Origin of the sequence: Methylopila jiangsuensis, assembly GCF_027922305.1 — a bacterium.
Lineage (GTDB): Bacteria > Pseudomonadota > Alphaproteobacteria > Rhizobiales > Methylopilaceae > Methylopila > Methylopila jiangsuensis.
In genome coordinates, this window is sequence record NZ_BSFK01000009.1 from 14,679 (window position 1) to 38,112 (window position 23,434).

Below are 23,434 nucleotides of genomic sequence, written 5' to 3' on the forward strand. Positions count from 1 at the left end.
ACATGAAGAAGACAGCAACGGTCATCGGCGCCCTCGCGGTCGCCATCATCGCCACCGCGGCTGCGGCCGCGGACGGGACGGTCAAGAAGATCAACGAGGCCGCGGGCAAGATCACGATCGACCACGGCCCGATCAAGAACCTCGGCATGGACGAGCCCATGACCATGGTCTTCAAGGCGGGCGACCCCGTCATGCTCAAGAACGTTAAGGTCGGAGACAAGGTGACGTTCGAGGCCGACCGCGTGAACGGCCAGATCACCGTGACCATGATCCGGAAAAAGTGAGCGTCATGGGTCGGAGGTCCGCCACGAAGGCCCTCCGACCCCGACACCGCACGAAGTTCGAGGAATGATGATGAACGAGAGCCGAGTCGCGTCGATCCACCGGATGGTGATGCCGGCGCATGTCTGTCCCTACGGCCTCAAGGCCGTCGACCTTCTTGAGCGGAAGGGCTTCGAGGTCGAGGACCACTGGCTGAAGACGCGCGAGGAGACCGACGCGTTCAAGGCCGAGCATGGAGTGAAGACCACGCCTCAGGTCTTCATCGGGGGCAAGCGGATCGGCGGCTACGACGACCTTCGGCGTCACTTCGGCCAGCATGTCCCCGAGCCTGGCGAGACCAGCTACAGGCCGGTCGTCGCGGTGTTCGCCATGACGGCGCTGATGGCGATGGCGGTTAGCCATGCGGCCTTCGGCTCGCCCTTCACCATGCGGGCCGCCGAGTGGTTCGTGTCGCTCAGCATGTGTGTCCTCGCGCTGCTCAAGCTGCAGGACGTCGAGAAGTTCTCGACCATGTTCCTGAACTACGACCTGCTCGCCCGCCGCTGGGTCCGATACGGCTATCTCTACCCGTTCGGCGAGGCGCTGGCAGGCGTTCTCATGACGGCCGACGCGCTGCACTGGGTCTCCATTCCGGTCGCGCTGCTCATCGGGACGGTCGGCGCCGTGTCGGTGTTCAAGGCCGTCTACGTCGATAAGCGCGAACTCAAATGCGCCTGCGTTGGAGGCTCGAGCAACGTGCCGCTCGGCTTCGTGTCGCTGACCGAGAACCTGATGATGGTCGCGATGGCGGTGTGGATGCTGTTCCGCTGATCGACGCCTCGGTCAGCCCCGATAGGCGACCAGCATCGCCCCGCCGGCGATCAGCGCGACGCCCAGCCAGTTGATCGCAGCCAGACGTTCTCCGAGAAACACGGCAGCGAATATGGCGACCATAACGACGCTGAGCTTGTCGATCGGCGCAACGCGCGCCGCGTCTCCAAGCTTCAGAGCCCTGAAATAGCAAAGCCAGGATGCACCGGTCGCCAGACCGGACAGCATTAGGAAGGCATAGGTACGAGAACTCACCGAATGTGGCTGTGGCCATTGCCCAGTCCCGATCACGATGACGGCGATCACGATCAGAATGACAACCGTCCGTACGAGCGTCGCATAATCTGAGGAGACATTGTCGATCCCGATCTTCGCGAAGATCGCAGTCAGCGCGGCGAAGGTAGCCGACAGCAGCGCCCAGAACGTCCACGAACCCACAATCGTTTTCATGTCTCAGGCTCCCGAAAGCCGCATCACCTGCAGACCCGCAAAGACGGCGGCGATCGACAGAATGATCGAGGCTGCGACGTAGGCCGCCGCGCCCAGTGTCTCGCCGCGCTCGTAGAGCAGCGCCGTTTCGAGCGAAAACGCCGAAAACGTCGTGAAACCACCGAGCACGCCTGTCGTCAGGAAAAGCCGCCACTCCTGGGGCAGTTCTCCCTTGATGACGAAGAGCGCCGCGATCAGCCCCATGGCGAAAGAACCTGCGATGTTGATCGCCATGGTGCCGACAGGAAAGCCGGACCCAAGCCATCGTAACGCCGCGAGGTTGACGGCATGCCGAAGGGCGCCGCCGAGCCCGGCGCCAAGAAAAACGATGATGAAACCCAACTGAGCTTTCCTTTCCGCGTGTCGGAAAGGCTGCCGCCAGCGCGTCGCTGGAGCGACGCACGCTCCTGCGACGCGCGAAGCCACAAGCCTCTCGCGTTGCAGGAGCTATCAGCCTGACGGCGGTTGTCGGGGAGCCCCATCCCCATCCCACGCTCGTAATCTCTCGTGCCGCTGTTCTCTCGTCAACTCTGCACGCAAAGTTTGGAGGCCGCTGAATCAAAGCCGCGAGCGAGCGCCCCGGCGGCCGTTCGATCCGCTGCAAGATTCGTAGGACTCGGATGCGGCGCTACGAGTGCGGTCAGGCCGATCTGTTGAATCCTGGCCAACGCGACCTCGGATGCGATCCCACCAAGCAGAAGCACCACTTCAAGCCGAGGTAGCAGACTGAGCAAGCGAGGCAGCTCATTTCGGGCGTCCTCAATATCGCGTTTTCGGGGCACGCCAAGTTGGGCTCCCCTCCGAGGCAGGATCCAGGGCACGGCGTTCCAGAGCACGGTCTCGCGACGATCTATCTCCGAGGCGTCGAACAGCCGTCGAAGCGTTCGCGCAGTGCCGGTGGGATTGTCCCGGGACGTGAAACGGATCAACGCCGTGCTCGGCCCGGGCGTCGCCAGCAGGACGAGCAGGCGGGCGCCGACCCCGCCGTCGAACGGATCGAAATGCGGAACGTCGCCGTGGCGCTGGCGGAGAAGTTCCGCGTAGGCCTCGAGCGGAGCGACGTGAGGCAAGCCCAACGCGTCGGCGCGCTCCGCGATCGCCACGGCGTTGTCGAGAAGTCCCGACGTCACGTCTTCCCGTCTTGGAGCATGTCGAGAAAAGCCTGCGCGGCCTTCGTGACGTGGCGCTCGCGATGCCGCAGCGACAGGAAGCGGCGCGTCGGGAGCTGGAAGGGCACGACGACCAACGCGCCGGCCGCGATCGAGGATTTGGCGACCAGGCGCGACAGCACCGTCGCCCCCGCGCCGGCTTCGACGGCAGAGCGCACCGCTTCGTTAGAGGCGAGCACCATGACGTCGAACTTTTCCATCGCGACTCCCGCCGTCTCGATGGCGGCCTCGAAGATCGCGCGCGTACCCGAGCCCGGCTCACGCAAAGTCCACTCCGAGGCGATGAGATCCTCGCCCGAACTCGGGGCTGATCCGATCCATGGATGTCCCGGCGCGACGACCAGGACCATGTCGTCCTCGGCGACCGTCTCGGAAGCGAGAAGCGGATCGTCGATTTCGCCCTCAACGATGCCGACATCGGCCTCGCCTTGGCGGATGAGCGCCGCCGCATCGTCGGTGTTGGCGATCTGGAGGCTGACCTCGACGCCTGGATAGGCGCGCCGAAAGTCGTGGATCAGCGGAGAGAGCCAGTATCCCGCGACCGTCTGGCTCGCGGCGAGCGCCAGGCGTCCGCGCTTGAGGCCGGAGAGATCTGTCAGCGCCTGCTCTGCGGTCGAGGCGCGGGCGAGCACGCTGCGCGCCTCGCCGAGAAACATTCTTCCTGCTTCCGTCAGCACGATGCTGCGCCCGACGCGGTCGAAAAGTTTTGTGGCGTAACGTGCCTCCAGCGTCGACACCGCGGCGCTAACGGCCGACTGCGTGAGGTTCAGGTCCTGTGCGGCCTTCGTCACATGCTCGCGTTCGGCGACAGCGACGAAGATGCGGAGCTGCTCGAGCGTCATCGCTTCGCGACCTCGCGCGTCACGCGCCGAGGTCCTTGTAGACAGCCTCTGCGATCGGGAGCAGTCGGTCGCGGTCGGCCTTGGCCGAGACCGCGAAACCGAAGCCGCGGTCGAGCCAGGTGAACGTGCCGACCTCGCCCTCGCGCATGAACTGGAACGCGGTCTCGGCGCCCTTGTCAGCGCGGACATAGACGGTGAGACGCGTGCCGGCGTCATCGTCATACATCAGCATCGCAGCGGCGCCCGCGCCTGCGGGAAGGACGCGCCCGCCCATCAGGCGGAAGCCGAAGCCGGTAAGGTCGGGCGCCTTCAGCGGCTTGCCGATCCGCTTCGAGAGCCAGGTGATCAGATGCGCCTCGTCGCCGGCGCGGACCTCGACGGGATGCGCGATCTCGACCACGAAGGTTCGATAGGCGCCGACGGCGTCGGACACGAAGGCGACGGGCGAAGAGCTTGCGCCCTGGCCCGTCCCCGCGACGTCCTTGGCGACCCAGCCGCCTGCGCCGCCGAGCGCGACCAGCGCCACCGCGGCTGCGACGGCGCGAAGCTGACTGAGGCTGCGCGCGCGGCGAGCGACGCGGATGTTCGCGATCCTCAGCCTCGACGGGATCGGCTCCTCGACCTTGAACGCGAGGCGCGCGCGCAGGTCATCACGCTGGCTGCGGTCCGCCTCGACACGGGCGGCGGCGTCGGGGTGTTCCGCGAGCCAGGCCTCAACCGCGGCGCGGCGTTCGGGCGTAAGGCGTCCGTCCACGAGGGCGGCGAGATCGTCGTCTCCGACAGGGGCGCCGGGCATCGTCACTTCACTCTCCTCAGGTAGCCGGAGCGTCCGGTCTCGATCAGCGCCCTGAGGCGTGTCCTTGCGCGCGACAACCGCGACATGACGGTCCCGACCGGCAGGTCCAGTACGCGCGCGGTCTCTTCGTAGGTCAGGTCTTCGACGCCAACCAGCAGAAGCACAGTGCGATGGTCTTCCGGCAGATGATCGAGCGCCTCGAGCGCGTCCCGGGCCGCGAGCCCGGCCTCCTGCGTCGCCGGGCCGCCCGGCTCGTCGGCGGCGTCGAGCGCGCTTTCCGGTCGGCGGCGTCGAGTGCGGATCGAACTCACGTGGAGATTGCGCTCGATCGCGAACAACCAGGCGCGCAGATCGCCATCGCGCCGGCGCAGCGCCCAGCGCGACAGCGCGCGCTCGAGCGTGTCCTGGACGAGGTCGTCGGCGCTCTCGTGGTCGCGCGTCATCGCATAGGCATAGCGCCTTAGCTGCGGAATCAGCGGTTCGAGAAGGGCGGCGGCCTCGTCCAAGGCGATGCGCTCCGGCGATCAGTAGGCGGCGTTAGGGTTCACCTGCCAGATTTCGTCCGCGAGCTTGCCCTCGCGCCAGACCATGACATAGCGCACCTTGACGGCGTTCTTGCCCGAGAAGGTGACGTCGGCGGTGACCGTCGAACCCTTCGGGTTCATGGCCTCGGAGACGGACGCGACCTTGGCGGTCTGCTCGCCTTGAGCGGTCGAAAACTTGGTCCAGACGGTCTTGAGCTTGTCCGCGCCCGTGTAGACGCCGTCGAGCGGGCCGCCGACCCAGTGAAGCATGGCGCCGTCGGCGTAGGCGGACTGGACCGCGGCGACGTCGCCCTTGGCGATCGCGTCGATGCGGGACTTGGACATCTCTTCCGCGGGGCCGGCGAAGGCAGGGGTCGCGAGCAAGAGAGCGGCGGCGGCGAGTGCGATGCGCATGGATGGCTCCGTCGGTTGAAGTGACTGACGAGCCGAGAGACGCCGCCTCGACACCTGCTATTCCCGCCGCCCGAAAAGATTTCTGCGACCGCGTCGATCACGCGTCCGTGATGGAATGGTCGCGGACGGGCTGGCGTCCCTCCTCGCGACATCGATCTTGAAGAGGAGGCCTCATGCGGATCGCGATCCCGCTCGCTTTGTCCTTATTCGCGCTGGCGTCGCCCGCTGGCGCAGAAGGCCTGCACGACCACAGCGCCATGGCGCATGCCTCGCCGGCTCAAGCCTCCAATCCCAAGGCTACGGCCTTCGCGGATCAGACCTCAAAGGCCATGGAGCGCATGCATGCCGGGATGATGCGGGCGCCGACCAACGGCGACCCGCGCCACAACTTCCTCTCCCAGATGATCCCGCACCATCAGGGCGCGGTCGACATGGCGAAAGCCGCGTTGCTCGCGACCGACGACCCCGAGATCCGCAACCTCGCCCAGTCGATCATCGTCGAGCAGCAGTACGAGATCGACCTGATGACGCGGCTCCTTGCCGCCAAGCCGCAGGCCGCAAAGGCCGAAATCCCCCAGCCCAAGGATTCGAAATGACCCGAACGCGCCTCGTCGCCGCGGCGTTTCTCGCCGCGACCGCTCTCACCTCGACGGAAGCCTTCGCGCTGCCGCAGGAGGGCGACCGCGTCTACACGGCCGACCAGAACTCCAACACCGTGACGGTGATCGACCCGGTGAAGAACGAGACGCTCGGCCAGATCAAGCTCGGCGACCCACGCCCGAATGTCCTGAGCCCTCTCTACAAGGGCCAGGTCAACGTCCACGGCCTCGGCTTCTCGCCGGACCACAAGACGCTGGTCGCGGTCTCGACCGTGACCAACTCGGTCACCTTCATCGACACGGCGACCAATAAGGTGAAGGGCACGGCCTATATCGGCCGCAACCCGCACGAGGCCTTCTTCACGCCGGACGGCAAGGAGGTGTGGGCGACGGTTCGCGGCGAGGACCATCTCGCGGTGATCGATCCGAACACTTTCGAGGAGACGGGCAAGATCAAGACGACGAGCGGCCCGGGCATGACCATCTTCGCGCCCGACGGCAAACTGGCCTTCGTGGCCAACAGCTTCAACAGCCAGCTCGATGTAATCGACGTCGCGACCAAGAAAATCGTCAAAGAGATCAAGGTCGTTTCGCCGTTCTCGCCCTTCGTCCAGATGACGCCGGACGGGTCGGAGGCCTGGATGACGCACAAGGACGTCGGCAAGGTCACGCGCATCGACGCCAAGACGCTGGAGGTAAAGGGCGTCATCGACTCCGGCCCGATTTCCAACCACCTCGCGTTCGGCAGATCCGGCGACCGGACGCTCGCCTATGTCACGATCGGCGGGGAGAACGTCGTAAAGGTCTACACGACCGACGCCGAGGCCAAGCTCGTCGCGACCATCCCGGTCGGCGCGCTGCCGCACGGAATCTGGGCGTCGGGTGACTTGAGCCGTCTCTATGTCGGGCTCGAGAACGGCGACGGCGTCGACGTGATCGACGCCGCCAGCAACAAGGCGGTGGCGCATATGGCGATCGGCCAGGCCCCGCAGGCGCTGGTCTACGTGCCGGGCGCGGCGCCGGGCGGCGGTGCGGAGAATCTGACGCCGCTGAAGAAAGCGCCCGAGAACCTCACCCTGAACCTCAAGGCCCCGGAGGGCGAGATGGGCGCCGGCCAGGTCGTCTCGCGCAATCTCGGCCTGATCGACATCCTTGAGATCAGCGCCTCGAAGCTGAAGCCCGACACAGCTTACGCCCTGTTCGTCGAGGGGACGGATGAGCCGCTGGTCGCCTTCAAGACCAACGAGAAAGGCGCTGCGATGGCGTCCGCGGTTGGCCCGGTCCGCGCGGTCGGCAAGGCCGCGGCTGGCGAGGCGAAGTCGGTCAAGTTCAGGGTCGTCGAAGGTGAGAAAGCCAAGGCGGACGGTGTCCCAGCGCTCAGCGGCGGCTGATCCAAGACACCACGTTCATTCGTTTTAAGCGAATGAAACGTGCCAAACTATTCGTTGGAACGATTGGATGGCGGTTTCTACCTTTCATGCATGAACCGGGACGCACTGAGCGCCCCGCCAGCAAACAAGGAGAGCCGCCATGACAGCCGTCGCTTTTCTGGCTCCTGCACGCGAACCCACCGCGCGGGCGATCGACCGCAGGAAGATCGTGCGGACGTCGTCCGACGTCGCCCGCCCACTCGCGGACGCGCCGCGCCTTCCTGCCACCCGCATCCATCCGCTCGCGATCTGGACCCCTCTCGCCGCCTATTCGTGGCTTATCCTCGCCGCCTGCGTGACGTTCGCCGGCGGCGAGACCTCGCTCGTCCTCGCCTTTGTGGTGCTGATCAGCGTGATGTTCCTCGGCGGCATGGCGCTTCCGGCCTTCATGGGCCGCAACATGGAGCCGGAGCGCGAACAGGACCGCAGCTTCAGCGCGTTCTGGAACGGCGAGACCGATATCGCCACAGGCCGGATCAGCGGACGCGCCGCCTTCTGGCAGATCGGCTCGCTTGCCATCGCTCTCGCGATCGGCGGAACCGCAATCCTCGTCGTCGCCCATATGGCCGCGGTCGCCGCCGGCCCCACCATCTGACCAGAGACCAACGAGGAGCGTCCGATGACCTTCGAACAGGCCCGCCTCGTCGCGACAGGCATCCATCCGCTGTCGCGCCTCGACAACCCCCGCGAGGTCGTGCGCCAGTTCACGCCGAACTGGTTCGCGGCCACGATGGGCACCGGCATCCTCGCGATCGCGCTGTCGCAGTTCGGCAAGGACGTTCCAGCGCTGATGGTGGTCGCCGAAGGGCTCTGGCTCTTCAACATCGGCCTGTTCGCGCTGTTTACGGGCCTCTACGCTGCGCGCTGGATCTTCTTCTTCGACGGCGCGCGGCGGATCTTCGGGCATTCGGTCGTGTCGATGTTCTTCGGCTGCATTCCGATGGGCCTCGCAACCATCATCAACGGGTTTTTCATCTTCGGCGTCGCGCGCTGGGGAGACGCCGCGGTCGGGATCGCCCATGCGCTGTGGTGGATCGACGTCGCCCTGTCGATCGTCTGCGGGATCGCGATCCCTTACATGATGTTCACCCGCCAGGAGCACTCGATCGAGCAGATGACGGCGGTCTGGCTGCTGCCGGTGGTCGCCTGCGAGGTTGCCGCGGTCTCGGGCGGCCTGCTGATCCCGCATCTCACTGAGGCCTCGCTTCGGCTCGACGTGCTGTTCGTCTCCTACGTCCTGTGGTCGCTCTCCGTGCCGCTCGCCATGAGCATGCTGGTGGTGTTGCTGCTGAGAATGGTCCTGCACAACCTGCCGCATGTCTCGATGGCGACGACGAGCTGGCTCGCGCTCGGCCCGATCGGGACCGGGGCGCTCGGCATGCTCGTCCTCGGCCACGCCGCGCCGGAGATCCTCGCCGCGAGCGGGCTCGGCCAGTTCGGCCAGATCGCGGAGGGCGTCGGGCTTGTGGCGGGACTGCTGCTGTGGGGTTACGGCCTGTGGTGGCTCGCGATGGCGCTGCTGATCACGTTCCGCTACCTGCGGGAGGGGCTGCCGTTCAACCTCGGCTGGTGGGGCTACACCTTTCCGCTCGGCGTTTACGCGGTCGCGACCTTGCGGCTCGGAAGCGTCCTGCCGATCCCGGCCATCCACGGCTTCGGCGTCGTCCTGGTCGCCGCGCTCGCGTGCCTCTGGCTGATCGTCGGCGCCCGCACCGTCCGCGGCGCCTGGCGAGGCGACCTGTTCGTGGCGCCCTGCCTGAAGAGCGGCTGACGGACAGGGGGAACGAGCCGTTCCTGCGCTCGTTGTGGTCGCGACATCACGGGCCTGTCATCCCATCGACCGACCGAGATCCAAGTTCAAACATTCGAAGAAGGCTGAGACACATGTCCACCAAGACCAAGACTGGCAAGGCGATCCACGACCACAAGACCCGCAACGCGACCCCTTCGAACGCGCGCAAGGTCTCGATCGAACTGCTGAACGCGCGTCTCGCAGACGGCATCGATTTGGCGCTGGCGGTGAAGCAGGCGCACTGGAACCTCAAGGGACCGGACTTCATCGGCGTCCATCTGATGCTGGACGGGTTCCGCGACGAACTCGACGACCTGAACGACAAGGTCGCCGAACGCGCCGTTCAGCTCGGCGCGACAGCGATCGGCACCGCGACCGAGGTCGCCGAGCGCTCGGCGCTCGCGCCCTATCCGACCGACGCCTATGCGATCGCCGACCACATCGCGGCGCTCATAGACCGCTATGCGGCCTACGCCAACGCCATCCGGGAGAACGTCGATCAGACCGATGAGGCGGGCGACGCCGGCACCTCGGATCTCTTCACCGAGGTCTCGCGAGCCGTCGACAAGCAGCTCTGGTTCCTCGAGGCGCATGTCAAGGAGCCGACCGGCCAGATGCGGGACGGCGACAACAAAGGAACGCGCTGACGTACCGCCGACAGGTGGGTGGTCTGATCTGGAAGCGGGTCAGCGGCTAGGGATCCACCGAAGTCCGAGAGAATTGCGTCACGGGTCCGCAGAGGAGGTCGAGCAATGTTTGATTTCACCGATCCCGTCTTGCTCGCCCGGGCGCAGTTCGCTTTCACGATGGCGTTCCACATCGTCTTCCCCGCGTTTTCGATCGGTCTCGCCAGCTATCTAGCTGTCCTCGAAGGCCTGTGGCTCGCGACGAAGCGCGAGGTCTATCTCGATCTCTTCAAATACTGGCTGAAAATCTTTGCGGTCGCGTTCGCCATGGGCGTCGTGTCCGGCGTGACGATGTCCTACCAGTTCGGCACGAATTGGTCGGTCTTCTCGGACAAGGCTGGCCCGATCGTCGGACCACTGATGGCGTACGAGGTGTTGTCAGCTTTCTTTCTGGAAGCAGGATTTCTCGGCGTCATGCTGTTCGGCATGCGCAAGGTTGGACCGGCGCTGCATTATCTCGCCACGCTGCTCGTCGCCCTCGGCACGCTCTTTTCGGCGTTCTGGATCCTGAGCGTCAATTCTTGGATGCAGACGCCGGCAGGCTTTGCCGTCAACGCGGCGGGCCAGTTCGTCCCCACCGACTGGTGGGCGATCGTGTTCAGCCCGTCCTTTCCCTACCGGCTCGTCCACATGGTGCTCGCCGCCTACCTTACGACCGCGCTGGTTGTGGGAGGCGTCGCGGCTTGGCATCTCCTGCGTGCGAGGCGTGACACGCTCGGCTTCGGAATGGAGGGCGCTCGGGTGATGTTCTCGATGGCGATGGGAATGGTGCTCGTGACCGCGCCGCTCCAGATCGCCGCTGGTGACATGCACGGCCTCAACACGCTGGAACATCAGCCCGCGAAGGTCATGGCGATGGAGGGTCATTTCCAAAGCCACCCGGATGGAGCGCCGCTGCTGCTGTTCGGTCTGCCCGACCAGGAGGCGGCGACCGTCCGCTACAAGCTCGAGATCCCAAAACTGTCGTCGCTCATCCTCAAGCACGACCTCAACGCGCCGCTCGCCGGTCTCGACACCATCCGCAGGCAGGACTGGCCTTCGGTCCCGATCGTGTTCTGGTCGTTCCGCATCATGGTCGGACTGGGCTTCTTGATGCTCGGCCTTGGCGCGGTCTCGTTGGTCGCAAGGCTGAAGCGGCGACTGTACGAATGGCGCCCGCTGCACCTCTACGCTCTCGTCATGGGCCCGGCCGGCTTCATCGCGGTGCTGGCGGGCTGGGTCACGACCGAGGTCGGGCGACAGCCGTTCACGGTTTACGGCCAGTTGCGCACCGTCGAGTCTGTATCGCCGCTCGCGGCGCCCGCGGTTGGTAGTTCGCTGGCCGCTTTCGCGGTGATCTATCTTCTCGTGTTCGCCGCCGGCGCCTTCTACATTCTCAGGCTGATGAGCGAGCCGCCGAAACACGGCGAAAGCGGACCGGCTGCGGACGAGCCGACCCGGACGGCCGGCATCGCCCCCGGTCCCGCACAGTCGCCGCTCACGCTCACCGCCGGCGAGTGAGGGGACCATGTCAGGCTTGCCCCCCTTCGACATTCCGACGATCTGGGCGTTCGTGATCGCCTTTGCGGTGTTCGCCTATGTCGTTCTCGACGGCTTCGATCTCGGGATCGGGCTGCTGTTTCAGTTCTTCCCCGAGCGGCGCGATCGTGACGTGATGATGAACTCCGTCGCGCCGGTCTGGGACGGCAACGAGACCTGGCTCGTGCTTGGCGGCGGCGGGCTGTTCGCGGCCTTTCCTCTCGCCTACGCGATCATCATGCCGGCCATCTACGCGCCCGTCATCGCGATGTTGCTCGGCCTGGTGCTGCGTGGCGTCGCGTTCGAGTTCCGCTGGCGTACGGAGCGCGGCCGCGGCCTGTGGGAGAACGCCTTCATCGGCGGCTCATTCGTTGCGACGTTTTCGCAAGGCCTCGCATTGGGGGCCCTGCTTCAGGGCGTCGTGGTGTCCGGTCGCGCCTATGGCGGCGGCTGGTGGGACTGGGCGACGCCGTTCACCCTGTTGACCGGCTGCGCCGTCACGGCTGGCTATGCCTTGCTCGGCGCGACGTGGCTCGTGCTGAAGACGACGGGCGACCTGCAGAATCATGCCTATCGCGTCGCTCGCCCACTGGTCTTCGCGACCGTCGGGGCAATCGTGCTGGTGAGCCTAGCGACGCCCTTTTTGGAAGCGGATTATTGGCGTCGCTGGTTCGAGTGGCCGGGCGTCGCGCTCACCGCTCCAGTGCCGATCGCTGTGGCGGCGACGGCGATTGTGCTGCTGAGAAGCCTCGAAAGCCGCCACGACTGGCGTCCGTTCGTGATGACGCTTTCTCTGTTTTTTCTCTGCTTTGTGGGCCTGGGCGTTTCGATCTTCCCGAACGTCGTGCCGAGCCGCGTCTCGATATGGGCAGCGGCGGCTCCGGAATCGAGCCAGATCTTCGTGCTGGTCGGCGCGTCGGTGCTAATCCCAATAATCCTCGCCTACACTGCTCACGCCTATTGGGTGTTCCGTGGCAAGATCGATCCCGACGCCGGCTACCACTGAGATGCGCCGTCCGCTTGAGCAGCCCCACGCGAACGACGGGCACGACTCTCGCCGGCCCTTCCGCGAGGACGTTCTGTTCATGAAAATGGTCTGGTTCGTGGCGCTTTGGGCCGGCGGCGTTGCGACTGTAGGCGCAGTGGCATTCGCGCTGAGGTTCGTCGCGCGCTGAGCCGCGGTTCAGTCGCCTTCCGTCTCCAGCCGCGTGAGTTCGAGCTCCGCTACCTCCCGCGCCTTTTCAGCGGTCCGGTAGGTTCGGTCGGATGACTCGAGCGGCGCCTCCTCGCCGCTCGGTGGATCGACCACACGAACTTCCCGTCGTCGCCCTCCGCCGGCCGAACCTTGATTTCGAACTGATCCGATCGATCGGCCGCGTTCACCGTCCGCCCCTTTGATCAGAATATCGTCAGCCACACCGCCGCGACCGAGACGATCGCGAGCACGATAGAGACGAGCAGGACCCACCGCATGTGGTTGCTGGTTTCGCCCTGTCGGGCTTCGGTTGGGGTCTCGGTGATCTGCGGATCGGTCATCGGGTCTCCAGACTAAAGAAATGAAGATAAAGCGCCGGCTGAACATAAACTTCCTGCCGGCGCTTTCGTTCGGTACGTTCAGTAGGTCTTCTCGAGGTAGTCGACGATCGCCTTGGCGTCGGTCTCTTCGATCGGCGCCTTGTAGGTGTGGATCATCTTCGTGACCTCCATCTCCCAGAACGCGCGGCCCTTCTTCGGCGGCTGCGCGTTGATGTAGTCGGCCGAGTGGCAGGACATGCAGTTGTCCTGCGCCGCCTCGACGCCGGGTCCCTGCTTGAACTCGGCCGTCTCGTCCGGGAGTTGGTAGGTCTTCGGTTCGGCCGACGCCGCGCCTGCGGCAAGCACTCCGACGAGGCCGAGGGCGATTGTGAAATGTCTCATCCGATCCTCCCTCACGCCGCCGTCACGCGGGTGGCCTCGACCGCGTTGCGCATGTAGCCGGGCGGGTTCCAGCGCGCGGACGTCGGCTGCGTCTCGCCGCCGTTCGAGGTGGCGCGGACCATGATGGTCGCTTCGCCGGAGGGCAGCGTCGCCTTCGAGGTCCACTGGCGGAACGAGTATTTGCCGAGGTCCTCGCCGAGCCTCGCCGGAGCCCACGTCTTGCCGCCGTCCACGGAGGTCTCGACCGACTTGATCCCGGTCCCGCCGTCGAACGCGATTCCGCGGAGCTCGGCGTCGCCGGCCTTCATCTTCGCGCCGTCGAGCACGTTGGTGACGAAGGAGCGCACGTTGAAGCGTCCGATCGGCTTGGTCTTGTCGGGCTTCTGGCCGGCCTCGACGCAGGCGCAGTCGTTGTCGGGAATGCGGTAGGCCGACTTCATCCAGAAGCCGTCGAACGGCTGGTCGAGCACGGTGATGGTCGCGAGGTGCTTGACCCAGTAGGTGCCGAAGCGACCGGGCACGACCAGGCGCACCGGAAAGCCGTTCAGCCAGGGCAGGTCTTCGCCGTTCATCTGGTAGGCGAGCATCACTTCGCCGTCGCGGGCGTGGTCGATCTCGAGCGCCTTCACGAAGTCGGGCGTCGCCGGGATGACCGGCTTGTCGAGCCCGTCGAACGAGACCTGCACGGCGCCGGCCTGGACGCCCGCCTTGTCGAGCACGGCTTTGAGCGGCACGCCCTTCCACTTGGCGTTACCCATCGCGCCGTTGGCGAGCTGGCCACCGGCCACCCGTGGGTCGACAAAGCCGCGGCTGTTGCCCGAGCATTGGTGGACCGCGACGAGCTCGACAGCGTCCATCTTCTTGAGATCATCGAGCGAGAGCGACAGCGGATTGTCGACCTTGCCCTTCACCTCGATCCTATAGGCCGCGGGGTCGATCGAGAGCGGCACGCCTGCAAGGTGGTAGCGCACGAAGAACGCGTCGTTCGGCGTCAGGACTCCCTCGTCGAACACAGAGAACGGCGTCTCGAGCTGCGGCGGGCGGGCGGTGAGCTGGATCAGCGGGCGCTTGCCCGGATACTGCACGAGCTTCCGCTCGCCATTGGCGAAGGGCAGCGTGACGGTCTCTGCCGCGAAGGCCTTCAGCGGCGATCCAGCGATCGCAAGCCCTGAAAACCCAAGCGCCATGCCGCCGGCGGATTTCAGCATCCGTCGTCTGTCGAACATGGTCGTCTCCTCGCGGGGACATATTCCCCGTGAAAGAGGAGACGCAGTCGGGCTTCGAATTATTCCAGGGCGTCAGCCGGTACAGGCGCCGCCGGACGTCGAGGCCTCCTTCAGCGCGATGCGGAGCCCATCGTCCAGCGTGCGGCCGGGACCTGCGAGATCGGCAATCACGGCTGCGAAGCGATCGAGCCGGAGCGGGTCCATCCCTCGGCTCATCAGCGCGTAGGACGCTCCGTCCGCCGACCAGCGGCGCACGCGCACGTCGCCCACGTCTACCGCCTCAGGCGCCGAACGAGCTGCGCCCCGACCAATCCAGAGGCCCAGCCGGCAGCCATGCGGACCGACATAGCCCGCGAACAGCCCGCGGCGGCCGTCAGAGACAGGATCCGCCGCGAGATAGGCGAGCCTGAGTTCGGCCGCCGACAGGTCCGGCAGGCTGCTGCTGGCGCCGGTCTCGACGGCGACGCGCACGCCTGCGCCCGACGCTTCCGGTGTGGCGCCCGCCAGCCAGCCGCGCTCCGCCGCGACAGTCGCAGCGAGAGGATCGGCGCCCGGAGCCCGGGAGAGCCACGCGCCCGCCCCGGCGGCGAGCAGCAGCGCGATGGAGGCGGCGAGCGCGAGCGGCCGCCATGACGTAACGGGGCGCCGCCCTGCCGGGCGGGCCGGAAACGGCGGGGCTTCGGTCGGTGCGGGAAGGCCGACGGCTTCAGCCTTCAGTTTCGACATCGTCGCCACGCGGGCAGCGAGCGACGGGTCGTGCGCGATCGCCGCCGCCACGGCCGCGGATGCGGACGCGTCGAGCTCGCGGTCCACATAGGCGTTGATCTCGTCCCAGCCTATCGTTGTCATCGCGTTCCGCGGCTCCGTTCCAGAGGCGTCACCTTTCCGCCCTCGATGGCCTCGAGCAGCGCGAGCCGGGCCCGCGAGAGACGGCTCATCACCGTGCCCACCGGCACCTCCAGAATCTCGGCGGCCTCGGCGTAACGGAACCCTGCAAGATCGACCAGCTCGATGATCTCGCGCTGATAGGGCTCAAGCCGGTCGAGCCCCTGCCGCACCGTAATGGCGGCGATCCGGGCGTCTTCATAGGCCCACGGCCCCTCGGTCGGTTCGACCGGCTCGCGGTCCGCCGCCCGCACGGTCGCCCTGCGCCCCCTGTCGATCCAGTCGTTCCGCATCACCCGGAACAACCAGGCTCGCGCGGCCGCGGGTTCTCTGGGAGGAGCGTTCGTGTCGAGCGCCTTGACCGCGCTCGACTGGATGAGGTCGCGCGCGGTCTCGCGGTCGCCGCACAGGCTCACCGCATAGCCGAAGAGGCGGCTCCAGCTCTCCCTCAGGCACTGTTCGACAACGTCGCGCAGGTGGCGCTCCTCCCAGAGCGAGTCTGACGTCCGCCTCCACGCCAGCATCTGGCGTCAGGGCAGTACGGAGCAAGCCAGGCGCCCTCGGATCGTTTTGGGCTCGCCGGCCGTTGCACCTCGAATGTGAGGCGCCCAATGCTCGACAAATCTCATCGAAAGCCCGGTCAGATCGTTCACAGCGAGGCGCCGTTCAACGCCGAGCCGACCCTGGACAGGCTTCGCCAATCCTTCCTGACGCCGGAAGAGAATTTCTACGTCCGCAGCCATGGCGACATCCCCGATCTCGAGGCCGACGGTTATCGGCTGACTGTCGGAGGGATGGTCGCGACGGAACTCAGCTTCACGCTGGCCGAGCTCATGGAGCGGTTCCCCAACCGATCGGTCATCGCGACGATGCAATGCGCCGGAAACCGGCGCGCCGACCTTCATCGCCATCGCCCGGTGTCCGGCGATCCCTGGGAGCCAGGCGCGATCGGCAACGCCCGCTGGACCGGCATCGCGCTTTGCGACGTGCTGAGAGCCGCGGGCGTCGACGAGCGGCAAGAACTGCATGTCGCCTTCGAGAGCCACGACGTGGTGGAGCAGGACGGCGAACGATTTCGCTTCGGCGTCTCGATCGCGATGGAGAAGGCGCTCGATCCCGACACGCTGCTGGCGACGCAAATGAACGATGCGCCTCTGCCGGCCGAGCATGGAAGGCCGCTGCGTCTGGTCGTGCCGGGATTCGCGGGCGTCCGGAGTCCGAAGTGGCTCGCCTCGATCACGATCCAGGACGCCCCTTCCTCCAATCCAATGCAGGCGGAGGACTACAAGCTGTTTCCGTCTCATCTGAGCAAAGAGACGGCCGACCCGAGCGACGCTCCGGCGATCGAAGCGCTGCCGATCAACGCCGCCATCTGCGAGCCGGCGGCTGGTGCCAAGCTTCCGGCCGGCGAGACGACGGTCCGCGGCTATGCGGTCGCATGCGACCGGCTCATCCGGCGGGTCGACGTCTCGGCCGACGGCGGCGAAAGCTGGACGCAAGCCGAACTCAGCGGTGACCCCGAGGCGCCCTTTGCGTGGATGTTCTGGACGACGAGGCTCGATCTGGCGCCAGGCGCGCATGAACTGGTCGTCCGCGCGTGGGACGCCGCCGGACAGACACAGCCCTCGCGCCCCGAGCATGTCTGGAACTTCAAGGGCTACCTCGGGTCATGCTGGCACCGCGTGACCGTCACGGTCACCTGACGATCAGTGCGTCGCAAGGAACGCCGCTGATACGGCCGACGAGATGATGAGGAACAGCGGGAGCCCCGCTGCGATCACGCGCGGCAAGAGGCGGACCTCTGTCCGCGCTCCCAACCGCTTTCGGACCTCCGCGTCGCGCCAGGCCGCGGAGCCGAAGCAGACGACTGCGCAAAGGATCATCGCCAGCGAGATGATCAGGAGCGGCGAGCCCGGCAGCACCTCGCGAAGGAAGCGTTGCGCCGCGAGCCCGACGACCAGGAAGGAAAGTCCCGTCCTGAGCCAGGAGGCGTAGGTCCGCTCCGCGGCCAGGATTGTGCGGTCCTCCGCCAAGCGGACCTGAGGGTTTTCGGGATGGTGAGGCGGACTGACGGGGGGCTCAGACATCAGAACATAGAAGCCGCGCGGAAGAGAGACGTTCCCAGGATCCGTCGTCGTCGTCCATTAGGTCCGCTTTTAGCGATGGCGCACCCCAATGCCGTCAGCATCTTATGCGCAGCTTATTACCGATTGCCTCGACAGGTGCGCCGTCGCAAGGTCGCGGCGCAAGGGGCCGTAGAGCTCCGAACAAGGTTGAGGGTGGAAGCGTCATGGCTCGTCAGGAGACAATGGACCGCTGGGAGTCGACGTTCCCGGTTCTGCGGGAAATGGCCGCGGACGATCTGTCCTTCGCGCGCGCGAACGTCCAGTTCCCGACTCTCGAAGCCGAGGCCATCGCCTACGAGTTCGAGGCCGACTGCCCGAACTACCTGATGTGCCTCGACGGGCGCACGCGCGTGTTCCGCCGGTCCGAGCAGGGTCGCGAGGTTCTGATCTATAAGGTCACGTCCGGCGGCACCTGCGTGCTCACGACCCAGTGCCTCCTGTCCGGCGGCAACTTCCCGGCCGAGAGCGTCGCTGAGGCCAGGACCGAGCTGGCGGCGATCCCGGCGAGCGTTTTTTCGGAGCTGATGGGGCGTTCAGCGCCGTTCCGGACATTTGTGCTGCAGGACTACAGCAGGCTCCTGTCGGGCATGTTCTCGATCGTCGACGAGGTCTCGTTCGCCACGCTCGAGCAGAAACTCGCGAGGCGGTTGCTCGTCGATGCGGACGATGCGGGGTTCGTCACGAAAACGCACCAACAGCTCGCCTCCGACGTGAACAGCGTCCGCGAGGTTGTCTCGCGCCACCTCGGCGAATGGGAGCGCGCAGGTTGGGTCGCCAACCACCGCGGCCGCGTCGAGATCCGCAACCGCAAGGCGCTGGCTTCGCTGAAGATGGCTTGAGCCGCCGGCGGTCCCGGCTCCGCTTTTAAAACCGCGTCGTCAGGGCGGTGAGCCAGTCGGGCGACGCGTCGACCAGCGCGGTCTCGACGGACTTGTCGAACCCGGTCAGGACGGCGGCGCCGATCGCGAGCAGCAGTAGGCCAAGCGCGATCTTCGCGCCGCGGCCGGTCTCCATCAGGCGCGTCCGCCAGCGCACGAGCGCCTCGCGCGACAGCATCCCGAGCAGGAGCAGCGGGGTCGCCGCGCCGATCCCGAACACCACCATGGTCAGCGCGACGCTGCCGAGGTTCTCGCCACGGGCCGCGAGCACCGACGTCGCGCCGAGCGTCGGGCCGACGCAGGGCGCCCAGACGGCGCCGAGCAGCAGCCCGACGAGGAACTGACCCGTCAGGCCGGTGCGCGAGACCGTGTCGAGGCGTTCGCCCGCCCAGTTCCCGACCGGGCCTGCGGCGACGGCGAAGCGCGCCTGCGCGGCCGGCACGATCAGGATCAAGCCGAACACGATCATGAGCACGGCGGCCACGGCGCGGAACACGTCCGCGTCGAGGCCGATCGCGAAGCCAACCGTCGCGACGAACAGCCCGATCGCCACGAAGGAGAGCGTCAGCCCGCCGACGAGGGCGAGCGGCCCCAGTCGGTGCTCGGACGCCGCCGCGCCGAGCGCGAGCGGCACGAGCGGCAGCACGCAGGGCGACAGGATGGTGAGGACGCCCGCAAGGAACGCCAGTCCGAGCGTGCCGATCATCGCCAGATCCTCAAACGGCCTTGTCGAGCAGGTCTTCGATCCACTCTGGCTGCGTCTCGCCGACCGAGCGGCCGACCTCCTTGCCGTCCCTGTAGACGAGCAGCGTGCTCTGCGCGGTCGCGCCGAGCTTTCGGACATTGGCCTTGCCGGTGTCGAAGTCGATCTCGAACGCCGCCATGTCCTTGTATTTCGGATCGGCCAGCAGCTTGCCGAGGATCGGCTTCTGGGTCTTGCAGATCGGGCACCAGGGCGCGCTGATCTCGACGAGGATCGGCTTGCCAGACTTCAGCGCCTCGTCGAAGGCGGCCGGGTCGAAGGGCTTGGATCCGGACATGTCGGCGAACGCCGGGCCGATGGCGGCCATGGCGGCCAGTCCGAGCGTGGCGAAGAGCGCGTTACGACGGGTGAGCATCTCGGTTTCCTCTAGCGGGCGCGGCTCAGCGGCCGGCCTCTTGTTTTGTGACGGCGGCCCAGTCGGGGTCTGCGGGCACGACCTCGGTGTCTCGGTCGGCCTTCTGCCAGCCGTCGATCCCCTCCGGGAACCAGCTCACCTTGGTGTATCCCCAGGTCACGAGCCGCTTGCCCATATTCCAGCTTCCCCAGCAGTCGGGATGGCAGAACGCGACGACGGGTTTGGCCTTGTCGCCGCCCGTCAGGGTCTCGACGCGCTTCTTGAGCGCGTCCTCATGCGCGGGCGGCAGGTCGCCGGGCGCGGCGCCCGGGAACCAGACGGCGCCCGGGATCGAGCGGTGCTGTGGCCGCCACAGGGCGGTCGGCGGCAGCGCCGCGGGCTTGTGGTCGGGCTCGGTCACGTCGATGAAGACGGCGCCGCCCTTGTCGACGAGGGATCCAGCCGCGGCGACGTCGATCACGGCGGCGCCCTTCAAGGTCGAGGGGGTGTAGCCGGGGATGGGCCCGGTCCAGAGCCCTTCCGGCTCTGGTGCCGATCCCGATCCCCCGGCCGCAGCCGCGCTGACGAGCGCGACTGCGGCGAAGGCTGCGAGCGCGAGGCTTCTCATGGCGCTCACGATCACTGCGTCTTCACGGGGACGTCGAAGGTCTTCTCGAAATGACCGCCCGAGGTGTCGTTCGCCACGACCTTGAACTGGCCCTTGGCCTCCGGCTTGAAGCCGAACTCGATCACCGGGTTGGTCGACAGCGAGATGTCGCTCGTCAGCGAGAACACGTCCTTGTCGTTGTAGGTGACCTTGATGTCCTTGATGTAGTTGGCCGGCGTATAGAGGTGGGACTGCTGGTCCTTCTGCATGCCGTTGAAGTTCGGATGCCGGATCATCAGCGTCGCCTGGGCGGACTTGCCCGCGGTCGCCTCGTCCTTCACCTTCAGCCGCATCTCGCCGACGGTCCCCTCGGCGCCGCCCCCGACCGGGGCGGAGCAGCCGCCGCTGGCCTTCACGAACTTCACTGTCTCGACCAGCTTCCCGTCCTTGGTCTCCGCGATCGCGTGGACATTGGAATAGGCGTTTACCCGCGTCCTCAGCCGCAGCAGGCCGGGATCGCCGGCGGGGCCGAAATCGATCTTGGCCGCGACCGGGCCCGGGTTCTCGTCGATGATGAGGGTCAGCCCCTTCACCTGGTCGGGGTTCGAGACCTTGATGTCCATCGGGACGAGGGCTGCGTCCTCGGCGCGGACAGGGGCATCGAGCGTGATGAGGCCGTCCTGCTGCTCGACCTGCTTGTCGCCGAACACGCTCTGGCGGAGCTCGGTCCAGCGCTGCTCGCGCGCCTTGGCGTCGTCGGCGGCGTAAGCGCCTGAGGCGCTCGTGATGGCGAGCGCCGCGGCGCCAGCGATGATCGCATACTTCTTCATGTTCTCCTCCATCGGGCATGGCCCGTCCGTCCGCGCTTCAGCGCTTGTGGGAGGAGACTGCTTTGAAAATCAGCGCGCGTCGGTGACCTAGGTCACCGACGCATAAAAAAGTCTTCCGTATCGTCTCTCCGACTGGCGGCACGCCTCGAAATCGAAGGGACTTGCAGTGACGAACCGACAGCTCGATCGATGGGAACGGATGTTCTCATTCGTCCCGTCGATGTCCGCCGTCGACCGACGCGTGGCCGAGGATGACATCGTTTTCGAGACGTTCCGAGCCGGCGGCGTCGTGTATCGACAAGGGGCGCGGTGCGATCGCTACATCATGTGCACCAGCGGAAGCGTCCGCTCGTCACGTGTCCCGACCAGGGGCGATGGCGTCCAACTCTATGCGCTGTCGCCGGGCGAAGGTTGCCCGCTCACGGCCCAGAGCCTGCTCTCCGGGGAGGTTCTCATGGCCGATGGCCGCGCCAGCGAACGGACGAACGTCGCCTCGCTGTCGGCCCCCGTCTTCGCGCACCTGATGTCGACCTCGGAACCGTTCCGATCCTTCGTTCTGGAAGGATACCTCGCCCTGCTTCCCCGGATTTCAAACGTCGTTGGCGCTCATGTCCAGCGACTGCAGCGCGCCTGACGCCAACAACAACAGCCCTACAGGGAGAGAACGAAGATGGGCCTATCGAGACAAATCATCCTCGGCTTAGCCGCAGTTTCGCTGCTGCTTGGAGGAATTGGCCGCGCCGACGTTTTCGACAGTTCCAAGAAGATTTATCTCAAGCCCGTAGATGGAGCTGAGATTGAGATCGGGTCGGTCGAATTCAAGAAATCGGACGACAAGACCACGTTCGCGGTGGATGTCGATCGCTCCAAGTTCAAAGACTTCTTTCTTTCAATGAGGGAGTTCAAATGCCTCGAAGGGAAAGAAGTTCAGTGCTACGTGCCATATCCCTATCCATCCCAAAACACCGTCTCAGAGAACGATCTGACGTGGCTCGAGACGAATCTCATCTTTCTGTACAAGTCGCCCGCCCAATTCGGCGCGACGCTCGGTAACGGCCTTTACTACAAACTTGAGCGGACGCCGGAAGGGTTCGAGGGGCGGCCATACTCGGTCGACCTGAACACGATCGCGTCGCCCCCTGAGGATGCCGCCAAGGCGCCATTTCCGGCGGACGACCGGCAGGAGATCGAAAGCGGCTCGAGGTGGATTTCGAAGCTCGTCATCCGCTGACGCGGACGCGGACCGGAGCCGACATCGCGACCGTTACAGCCGGGAAATTCGCCTCTGACGGCGGCGACTGGCAACGCCGACTTCGACTACGTTCGATCCCCCGTCGCTAAGGTCGTCGCTTGGATCCTTACGGACGTCCCTCGTCCGGCCGTCTATTCCGCGGTCCGGTCGCAGTCGGAAAGATCGCAGTAGATGGGCGATGGATCCTTCCATCAGCACTGCGATCCCGAGACGGGCTCCCGCGGCAATGCCCAAGATCGCCAAAGGCCAGGAAAGAGCCAGCATAGAACCTGCCGTCAGACCTTGGCCGATGGTACAACCGCCGCAGATTACGCCTCCTACACCCATCAATGCTGCGCCGCCGATGTGACGCTTCATCTCGCGCGGATCGTCGAACGCTTCCCACCGAAACTCTCGAGCTTCCCGCGCCGCCAGCCAAGCTCCCAACGTCACCCCGAGAACCGAGCCGACGCTGAACTCCAGCAGCGCGTCTTGGTCAAACAGAACCCCGAAGACGGCTCGCGCCACGGGCGAGACGAAGGTAAGGCTCTGCGGCGCGATCGGTTGGACGAATTCGTCGGTCAGGAAGATGGTCGCCAGCCATCCGGCGGTGACGCCAAGACCGAGCGCTAGCCCGCCCATGACCAGCCGCGGCGTTCGACGAAGCCGCTTGTCGATTACGACTAAGAGTAAGAGGGTACCGGATAGCGCGAGGCTGATCCATATCCTCAGGTCCACGCCGAATACGCCCTCAATCAGCCCAGGAATGTCGGCTCGACCAGGTGACGGTGGAGTGAAGGCGATGCTCTCGATGACGCCGATCCGGAACGGCGCGAGGACGCCCCGCAGCGTCGCGTAGGCTGCGACGCCGAAGATGAGCATCACGACGAGGCTTCTGAGGTCCCCTCCGCCTAGTCTCAGGAGCGAGCCGAACGCGCAGGTCCCGACGAGCGCCATCCCGAACCCGAAGAGCGTGCCGCCGATAGCCACTCCGAGCCAAGGAACCGCGACCGAGACGTAGGTAGTCTGGGCGGGATCGAGTAGTCCGGCCAGCACCAGCGCCTGAGCGCCGAGGACCGCGACGGCAAGCGCAAGTCCGAACACGCGAAGGCGCCGCGTGTCGGAACCGACGAAAGCATCCTCTAGCGCGCCGAACGTGCAGAGCCGCGCTCGCTTCACGGCGAAGCCGACGACCACGCCGATCGCGAGACCGGCGAGCGCGAGCCACATCGGCCCGATGAATTCCATTGCGCCCGGTCCTCCCGTCCCTTGGCAGACGCGGAGCT

At 66.1% G+C, this 23,434-nt stretch carries 31 protein-coding genes and 1 riboswitch; of the genes, 13 read left to right on the top strand and 18 right to left on the bottom strand.

The annotated features are described in order from the left end of the window. The first annotated feature begins 2 nt into the window (after positions 1 to 2). A complete protein-coding gene (locus PKE85_RS08840) occupies positions 3 to 284 on the top strand; it encodes a copper-binding protein (protein ID WP_271204374.1) in 282 nt (93 codons plus the stop codon). 64 nt (positions 285 to 348) lie between these two features. After that, positions 349 to 1,092: a MauE/DoxX family redox-associated membrane protein gene (locus PKE85_RS08845; RefSeq protein ID WP_428981334.1), complete on the top strand. Its 744-nt coding sequence runs from the start codon at positions 349 to 351 to the stop codon at positions 1,090 to 1,092. Between the two features lie 12 nt (positions 1,093 to 1,104). On the opposite strand, the gene PKE85_RS08850 is transcribed toward PKE85_RS08845, so the two are convergent. From PKE85_RS08850 to PKE85_RS08880, 7 genes are all read right to left on the bottom strand, one after another. After that, positions 1,105 to 1,542, bottom strand: a complete 438-nt coding sequence (locus PKE85_RS08850; RefSeq protein WP_271204375.1) for an EamA family transporter — start codon at positions 1,540 to 1,542, stop codon at positions 1,105 to 1,107. A gap of 3 nt (positions 1,543 to 1,545) precedes the next feature. Next, the gene (gene crcB, locus PKE85_RS08855) at positions 1,546 to 1,923 is read right to left on the bottom strand and encodes a fluoride efflux transporter CrcB (protein WP_271204376.1); all 378 of its coding nucleotides are present in this window, start codon (positions 1,921 to 1,923) and stop codon (positions 1,546 to 1,548) included. 92 nt (positions 1,924 to 2,015) lie between these two features. Further along, positions 2,016 to 2,076, bottom strand: a riboswitch (Fluoride riboswitch). Positions 2,077 to 2,105: 29 nt separating this feature from the next. After that, positions 2,106 to 2,711: a uracil-DNA glycosylase family protein gene (locus PKE85_RS08860; RefSeq protein WP_271204377.1), complete on the bottom strand. Its 606-nt coding sequence runs from the start codon at positions 2,709 to 2,711 to the stop codon at positions 2,106 to 2,108. Further along, entirely contained in the window at positions 2,708 to 3,592 is an 885-nt protein-coding gene (locus tag PKE85_RS08865; RefSeq protein WP_271204378.1) for a LysR family transcriptional regulator, read from the bottom strand. The genes PKE85_RS08860 and PKE85_RS08865 overlap by 4 nt, the downstream gene beginning before the upstream one ends. Before the next feature lie 19 nt (positions 3,593 to 3,611). After that, positions 3,612 to 4,388, bottom strand: coding sequence for an anti-sigma factor family protein (locus PKE85_RS08870; RefSeq protein ID WP_271204380.1), 777 nt, complete (start codon positions 4,386 to 4,388; stop codon positions 3,612 to 3,614). A 2-nt stretch (positions 4,389 to 4,390) separates the two neighbouring features. After that, positions 4,391 to 4,894 carry an RNA polymerase sigma factor gene (locus PKE85_RS08875; protein ID WP_271204381.1) on the bottom strand — a complete coding sequence of 168 codons (504 nt, stop codon included), beginning with the start codon at positions 4,892 to 4,894 and terminating at the stop codon, positions 4,391 to 4,393. 18 nt (positions 4,895 to 4,912) lie between these two features. Beyond that, complete coding sequence (locus PKE85_RS08880) at positions 4,913 to 5,326, bottom strand: nuclear transport factor 2 family protein (RefSeq protein ID WP_271204382.1); 414 nt, start codon at positions 5,324 to 5,326, stop codon at positions 4,913 to 4,915. Between the two features lie 173 nt (positions 5,327 to 5,499). Here PKE85_RS08880 and PKE85_RS08885 point away from each other — a divergent pair, with 173 nt between their 5' ends. The 7 genes from PKE85_RS08885 (at position 5,500) to cydB (ending at position 12,357) form a co-directional block, all read left to right on the top strand. Then, a complete protein-coding gene (locus tag PKE85_RS08885; RefSeq protein WP_271204383.1) occupies positions 5,500 to 5,922 on the top strand; it encodes a DUF305 domain-containing protein in 423 nt (140 codons plus the stop codon). After that, complete coding sequence (locus PKE85_RS08890) at positions 5,919 to 7,316, top strand: YncE family protein (protein ID WP_271204384.1); 1,398 nt, start codon at positions 5,919 to 5,921, stop codon at positions 7,314 to 7,316. Before PKE85_RS08885 ends, PKE85_RS08890 begins: the two co-directional genes overlap by 4 nt. A gap of 139 nt (positions 7,317 to 7,455) precedes the next feature. After that, positions 7,456 to 7,950, top strand: a complete 495-nt coding sequence (locus PKE85_RS08895; RefSeq protein WP_271204385.1) for a UbiA prenyltransferase family protein — start codon at positions 7,456 to 7,458, stop codon at positions 7,948 to 7,950. Positions 7,951 to 7,974: 24 nt separating this feature from the next. Further along, complete coding sequence (locus PKE85_RS08900; RefSeq protein WP_271204386.1) at positions 7,975 to 9,126, top strand: TDT family transporter; 1,152 nt, start codon at positions 7,975 to 7,977, stop codon at positions 9,124 to 9,126. Between the two features lie 113 nt (positions 9,127 to 9,239). Then, a complete protein-coding gene (gene dps / locus PKE85_RS08905) occupies positions 9,240 to 9,794 on the top strand; it encodes a DNA starvation/stationary phase protection protein Dps (protein ID WP_271204387.1) in 555 nt (184 codons plus the stop codon). Between the two features lie 105 nt (positions 9,795 to 9,899). Continuing rightward, on the top strand, positions 9,900 to 11,333 hold the full coding sequence (locus PKE85_RS08910) for a cytochrome ubiquinol oxidase subunit I (protein WP_271204388.1): 1,434 nt from the start codon (positions 9,900 to 9,902) through the stop codon (positions 11,331 to 11,333). 7 nt (positions 11,334 to 11,340) lie between these two features. Further along, a complete protein-coding gene (gene cydB, locus PKE85_RS08915) occupies positions 11,341 to 12,357 on the top strand; it encodes a cytochrome d ubiquinol oxidase subunit II (protein ID WP_271204389.1) in 1,017 nt (338 codons plus the stop codon). Between the two features lie 392 nt (positions 12,358 to 12,749). Here the strand turns inward: cydB and PKE85_RS08920 are convergent, their stop codons facing one another. From PKE85_RS08920 to PKE85_RS08940, 5 genes are all read right to left on the bottom strand, one after another. Continuing rightward, positions 12,750 to 12,887, bottom strand: a complete 138-nt coding sequence (locus PKE85_RS08920) for a hypothetical protein (RefSeq protein ID WP_271204390.1) — start codon at positions 12,885 to 12,887, stop codon at positions 12,750 to 12,752. Between the two features lie 78 nt (positions 12,888 to 12,965). Beyond that, a complete protein-coding gene (gene sorB / locus PKE85_RS08925) occupies positions 12,966 to 13,268 on the bottom strand; it encodes a SorB family sulfite dehydrogenase c-type cytochrome subunit (protein WP_271204391.1) in 303 nt (100 codons plus the stop codon). Positions 13,269 to 13,279: 11 nt separating this feature from the next. Then, entirely contained in the window at positions 13,280 to 14,494 is a 1,215-nt protein-coding gene (sorA, locus tag PKE85_RS08930; protein ID WP_271204392.1) for a SorA family sulfite dehydrogenase catalytic subunit, read from the bottom strand. A gap of 72 nt (positions 14,495 to 14,566) precedes the next feature. Next, on the bottom strand, positions 14,567 to 15,343 hold the full coding sequence (locus PKE85_RS08935) for an anti-sigma factor (RefSeq protein ID WP_271204393.1): 777 nt from the start codon (positions 15,341 to 15,343) through the stop codon (positions 14,567 to 14,569). After that, positions 15,340 to 15,903 (bottom strand): RNA polymerase sigma factor, encoded by a 564-nt coding sequence (locus PKE85_RS08940; RefSeq protein WP_271204394.1) that lies wholly within the window; start codon positions 15,901 to 15,903, stop codon positions 15,340 to 15,342. The genes PKE85_RS08935 and PKE85_RS08940 overlap by 4 nt, the downstream gene beginning before the upstream one ends. Before the next feature lie 87 nt (positions 15,904 to 15,990). On the opposite strand from PKE85_RS08940, the gene PKE85_RS08945 reads away from it, so the two are divergent. Beyond that, a complete protein-coding gene (locus PKE85_RS08945; protein ID WP_271204395.1) occupies positions 15,991 to 17,082 on the top strand; it encodes a molybdopterin-dependent oxidoreductase in 1,092 nt (363 codons plus the stop codon). A gap of 3 nt (positions 17,083 to 17,085) precedes the next feature. On the opposite strand, the gene PKE85_RS08950 is transcribed toward PKE85_RS08945, so the two are convergent. Continuing rightward, on the bottom strand, positions 17,086 to 17,412 hold the full coding sequence (locus tag PKE85_RS08950) for a DUF202 domain-containing protein (protein WP_271204396.1): 327 nt from the start codon (positions 17,410 to 17,412) through the stop codon (positions 17,086 to 17,088). Positions 17,413 to 17,687: 275 nt separating this feature from the next. Between PKE85_RS08950 and PKE85_RS08955 the strand changes: the two genes are divergently transcribed. Continuing rightward, positions 17,688 to 18,344 (top strand): Crp/Fnr family transcriptional regulator, encoded by a 657-nt coding sequence (locus tag PKE85_RS08955; RefSeq protein WP_271204397.1) that lies wholly within the window; start codon positions 17,688 to 17,690, stop codon positions 18,342 to 18,344. A gap of 25 nt (positions 18,345 to 18,369) precedes the next feature. On the opposite strand, the gene PKE85_RS08960 is transcribed toward PKE85_RS08955, so the two are convergent. Genes PKE85_RS08960 through PKE85_RS08975 form a run of 4 tightly spaced genes read right to left on the bottom strand, consistent with a single transcriptional unit; the run spans position 18,370 to position 20,917 of the window. Further along, positions 18,370 to 19,089 (bottom strand): cytochrome c biogenesis CcdA family protein, encoded by a 720-nt coding sequence (locus PKE85_RS08960; protein WP_271204398.1) that lies wholly within the window; start codon positions 19,087 to 19,089, stop codon positions 18,370 to 18,372. Between the two features lie 10 nt (positions 19,090 to 19,099). Further along, positions 19,100 to 19,501 carry a thioredoxin family protein gene (locus PKE85_RS08965; RefSeq protein ID WP_428981335.1) on the bottom strand — a complete coding sequence of 134 codons (402 nt, stop codon included), beginning with the start codon at positions 19,499 to 19,501 and terminating at the stop codon, positions 19,100 to 19,102. A 25-nt stretch (positions 19,502 to 19,526) separates the two neighbouring features. Beyond that, on the bottom strand, positions 19,527 to 20,123 hold the full coding sequence (locus PKE85_RS08970) for a rhodanese-like domain-containing protein (RefSeq protein WP_428981336.1): 597 nt from the start codon (positions 20,121 to 20,123) through the stop codon (positions 19,527 to 19,529). Next, positions 20,120 to 20,917 carry a quinoprotein dehydrogenase-associated SoxYZ-like carrier gene (locus PKE85_RS08975; RefSeq protein WP_271204399.1) on the bottom strand — a complete coding sequence of 266 codons (798 nt, stop codon included), beginning with the start codon at positions 20,915 to 20,917 and terminating at the stop codon, positions 20,120 to 20,122. The genes PKE85_RS08970 and PKE85_RS08975 overlap by 4 nt, the downstream gene beginning before the upstream one ends. Positions 20,918 to 21,083: 166 nt before the next feature. Between PKE85_RS08975 and PKE85_RS08980 the strand changes: the two genes are divergently transcribed. Together PKE85_RS08980 and PKE85_RS08985 are read left to right on the top strand one after the other, a co-directional pair. Continuing rightward, positions 21,084 to 21,551, top strand: coding sequence for a cyclic nucleotide-binding domain-containing protein (locus PKE85_RS08980; RefSeq protein WP_271204400.1), 468 nt, complete (start codon positions 21,084 to 21,086; stop codon positions 21,549 to 21,551). Between the two features lie 36 nt (positions 21,552 to 21,587). After that, positions 21,588 to 22,148, top strand: a complete 561-nt coding sequence (locus tag PKE85_RS08985; protein ID WP_271204401.1) for a hypothetical protein — start codon at positions 21,588 to 21,590, stop codon at positions 22,146 to 22,148. A 33-nt stretch (positions 22,149 to 22,181) separates the two neighbouring features. Here PKE85_RS08985 and PKE85_RS08990 read toward each other — a convergent pair whose 3' ends face one another. Then, positions 22,182 to 23,396 (bottom strand): YeeE/YedE family protein, encoded by a 1,215-nt coding sequence (locus PKE85_RS08990; RefSeq protein WP_271204402.1) that lies wholly within the window; start codon positions 23,394 to 23,396, stop codon positions 22,182 to 22,184. Between the last annotated feature and the right edge of the window lie 38 nt (positions 23,397 to 23,434).

Excerpts from the sequence above, each read along its gene's own strand:
- cydB (WP_271204389.1), top strand. The coding sequence starts at position 11,341 with ATGTCAGGCTTGCCCCCCTTCGACATTCCGACGATCTGGGCGTTCGTG.
- PKE85_RS08850 (WP_271204375.1), bottom strand. The coding sequence starts at position 1,542 with ATGAAAACGATTGTGGGTTCGTGGACGTTCTGGGCGCTGCTGTCGGCT.
- PKE85_RS08845 (WP_428981334.1), top strand. The coding sequence starts at position 349 with ATGATGATGAACGAGAGCCGAGTCGCGTCGATCCACCGGATGGTGATG.
- PKE85_RS08935 (WP_271204393.1), bottom strand. The coding sequence starts at position 15,343 with ATGACAACGATAGGCTGGGACGAGATCAACGCCTATGTGGACCGCGAG.
- sorB (WP_271204391.1), bottom strand. The coding sequence starts at position 13,268 with ATGAGACATTTCACAATCGCCCTCGGCCTCGTCGGAGTGCTTGCCGCA.
- PKE85_RS08960 (WP_271204398.1), bottom strand. The coding sequence starts at position 19,089 with ATGATCGGCACGCTCGGACTGGCGTTCCTTGCGGGCGTCCTCACCATC.
- PKE85_RS08975 (WP_271204399.1), bottom strand. The coding sequence starts at position 20,917 with ATGAAGAAGTATGCGATCATCGCTGGCGCCGCGGCGCTCGCCATCACG.
- PKE85_RS08890 (WP_271204384.1), top strand. The coding sequence starts at position 5,919 with ATGACCCGAACGCGCCTCGTCGCCGCGGCGTTTCTCGCCGCGACCGCT.
- PKE85_RS08920 (WP_271204390.1), bottom strand. The coding sequence starts at position 12,887 with ATGACCGATCCGCAGATCACCGAGACCCCAACCGAAGCCCGACAGGGC.
- PKE85_RS08965 (WP_428981335.1), bottom strand. The coding sequence starts at position 19,501 with ATGCTCACCCGTCGTAACGCGCTCTTCGCCACGCTCGGACTGGCCGCC.
- PKE85_RS08990 (WP_271204402.1), bottom strand. The coding sequence starts at position 23,396 with ATGGAATTCATCGGGCCGATGTGGCTCGCGCTCGCCGGTCTCGCGATC.
- PKE85_RS08885 (WP_271204383.1), top strand. The coding sequence starts at position 5,500 with ATGCGGATCGCGATCCCGCTCGCTTTGTCCTTATTCGCGCTGGCGTCG.
- PKE85_RS08895 (WP_271204385.1), top strand. The coding sequence starts at position 7,456 with ATGACAGCCGTCGCTTTTCTGGCTCCTGCACGCGAACCCACCGCGCGG.
- dps (WP_271204387.1), top strand. The coding sequence starts at position 9,240 with ATGTCCACCAAGACCAAGACTGGCAAGGCGATCCACGACCACAAGACC.
- PKE85_RS08880 (WP_271204382.1), bottom strand. The coding sequence starts at position 5,326 with ATGCGCATCGCACTCGCCGCCGCCGCTCTCTTGCTCGCGACCCCTGCC.
- PKE85_RS08945 (WP_271204395.1), top strand. The coding sequence starts at position 15,991 with ATGCTCGACAAATCTCATCGAAAGCCCGGTCAGATCGTTCACAGCGAG.
- PKE85_RS08840 (WP_271204374.1), top strand. The coding sequence starts at position 3 with ATGAAGAAGACAGCAACGGTCATCGGCGCCCTCGCGGTCGCCATCATC.
- PKE85_RS08955 (WP_271204397.1), top strand. The coding sequence starts at position 17,688 with ATGGACCGCTGGGAGTCGACGTTCCCGGTTCTGCGGGAAATGGCCGCG.
- PKE85_RS08865 (WP_271204378.1), bottom strand. The coding sequence starts at position 3,592 with ATGACGCTCGAGCAGCTCCGCATCTTCGTCGCTGTCGCCGAACGCGAG.
- PKE85_RS08985 (WP_271204401.1), top strand. The coding sequence starts at position 21,588 with ATGGGCCTATCGAGACAAATCATCCTCGGCTTAGCCGCAGTTTCGCTG.
- PKE85_RS08910 (WP_271204388.1), top strand. The coding sequence starts at position 9,900 with ATGTTTGATTTCACCGATCCCGTCTTGCTCGCCCGGGCGCAGTTCGCT.
- PKE85_RS08870 (WP_271204380.1), bottom strand. The coding sequence starts at position 4,388 with ATGCCCGGCGCCCCTGTCGGAGACGACGATCTCGCCGCCCTCGTGGAC.
- PKE85_RS08900 (WP_271204386.1), top strand. The coding sequence starts at position 7,975 with ATGACCTTCGAACAGGCCCGCCTCGTCGCGACAGGCATCCATCCGCTG.
- sorA (WP_271204392.1), bottom strand. The coding sequence starts at position 14,494 with ATGTTCGACAGACGACGGATGCTGAAATCCGCCGGCGGCATGGCGCTT.
- PKE85_RS08940 (WP_271204394.1), bottom strand. The coding sequence starts at position 15,903 with ATGCTGGCGTGGAGGCGGACGTCAGACTCGCTCTGGGAGGAGCGCCAC.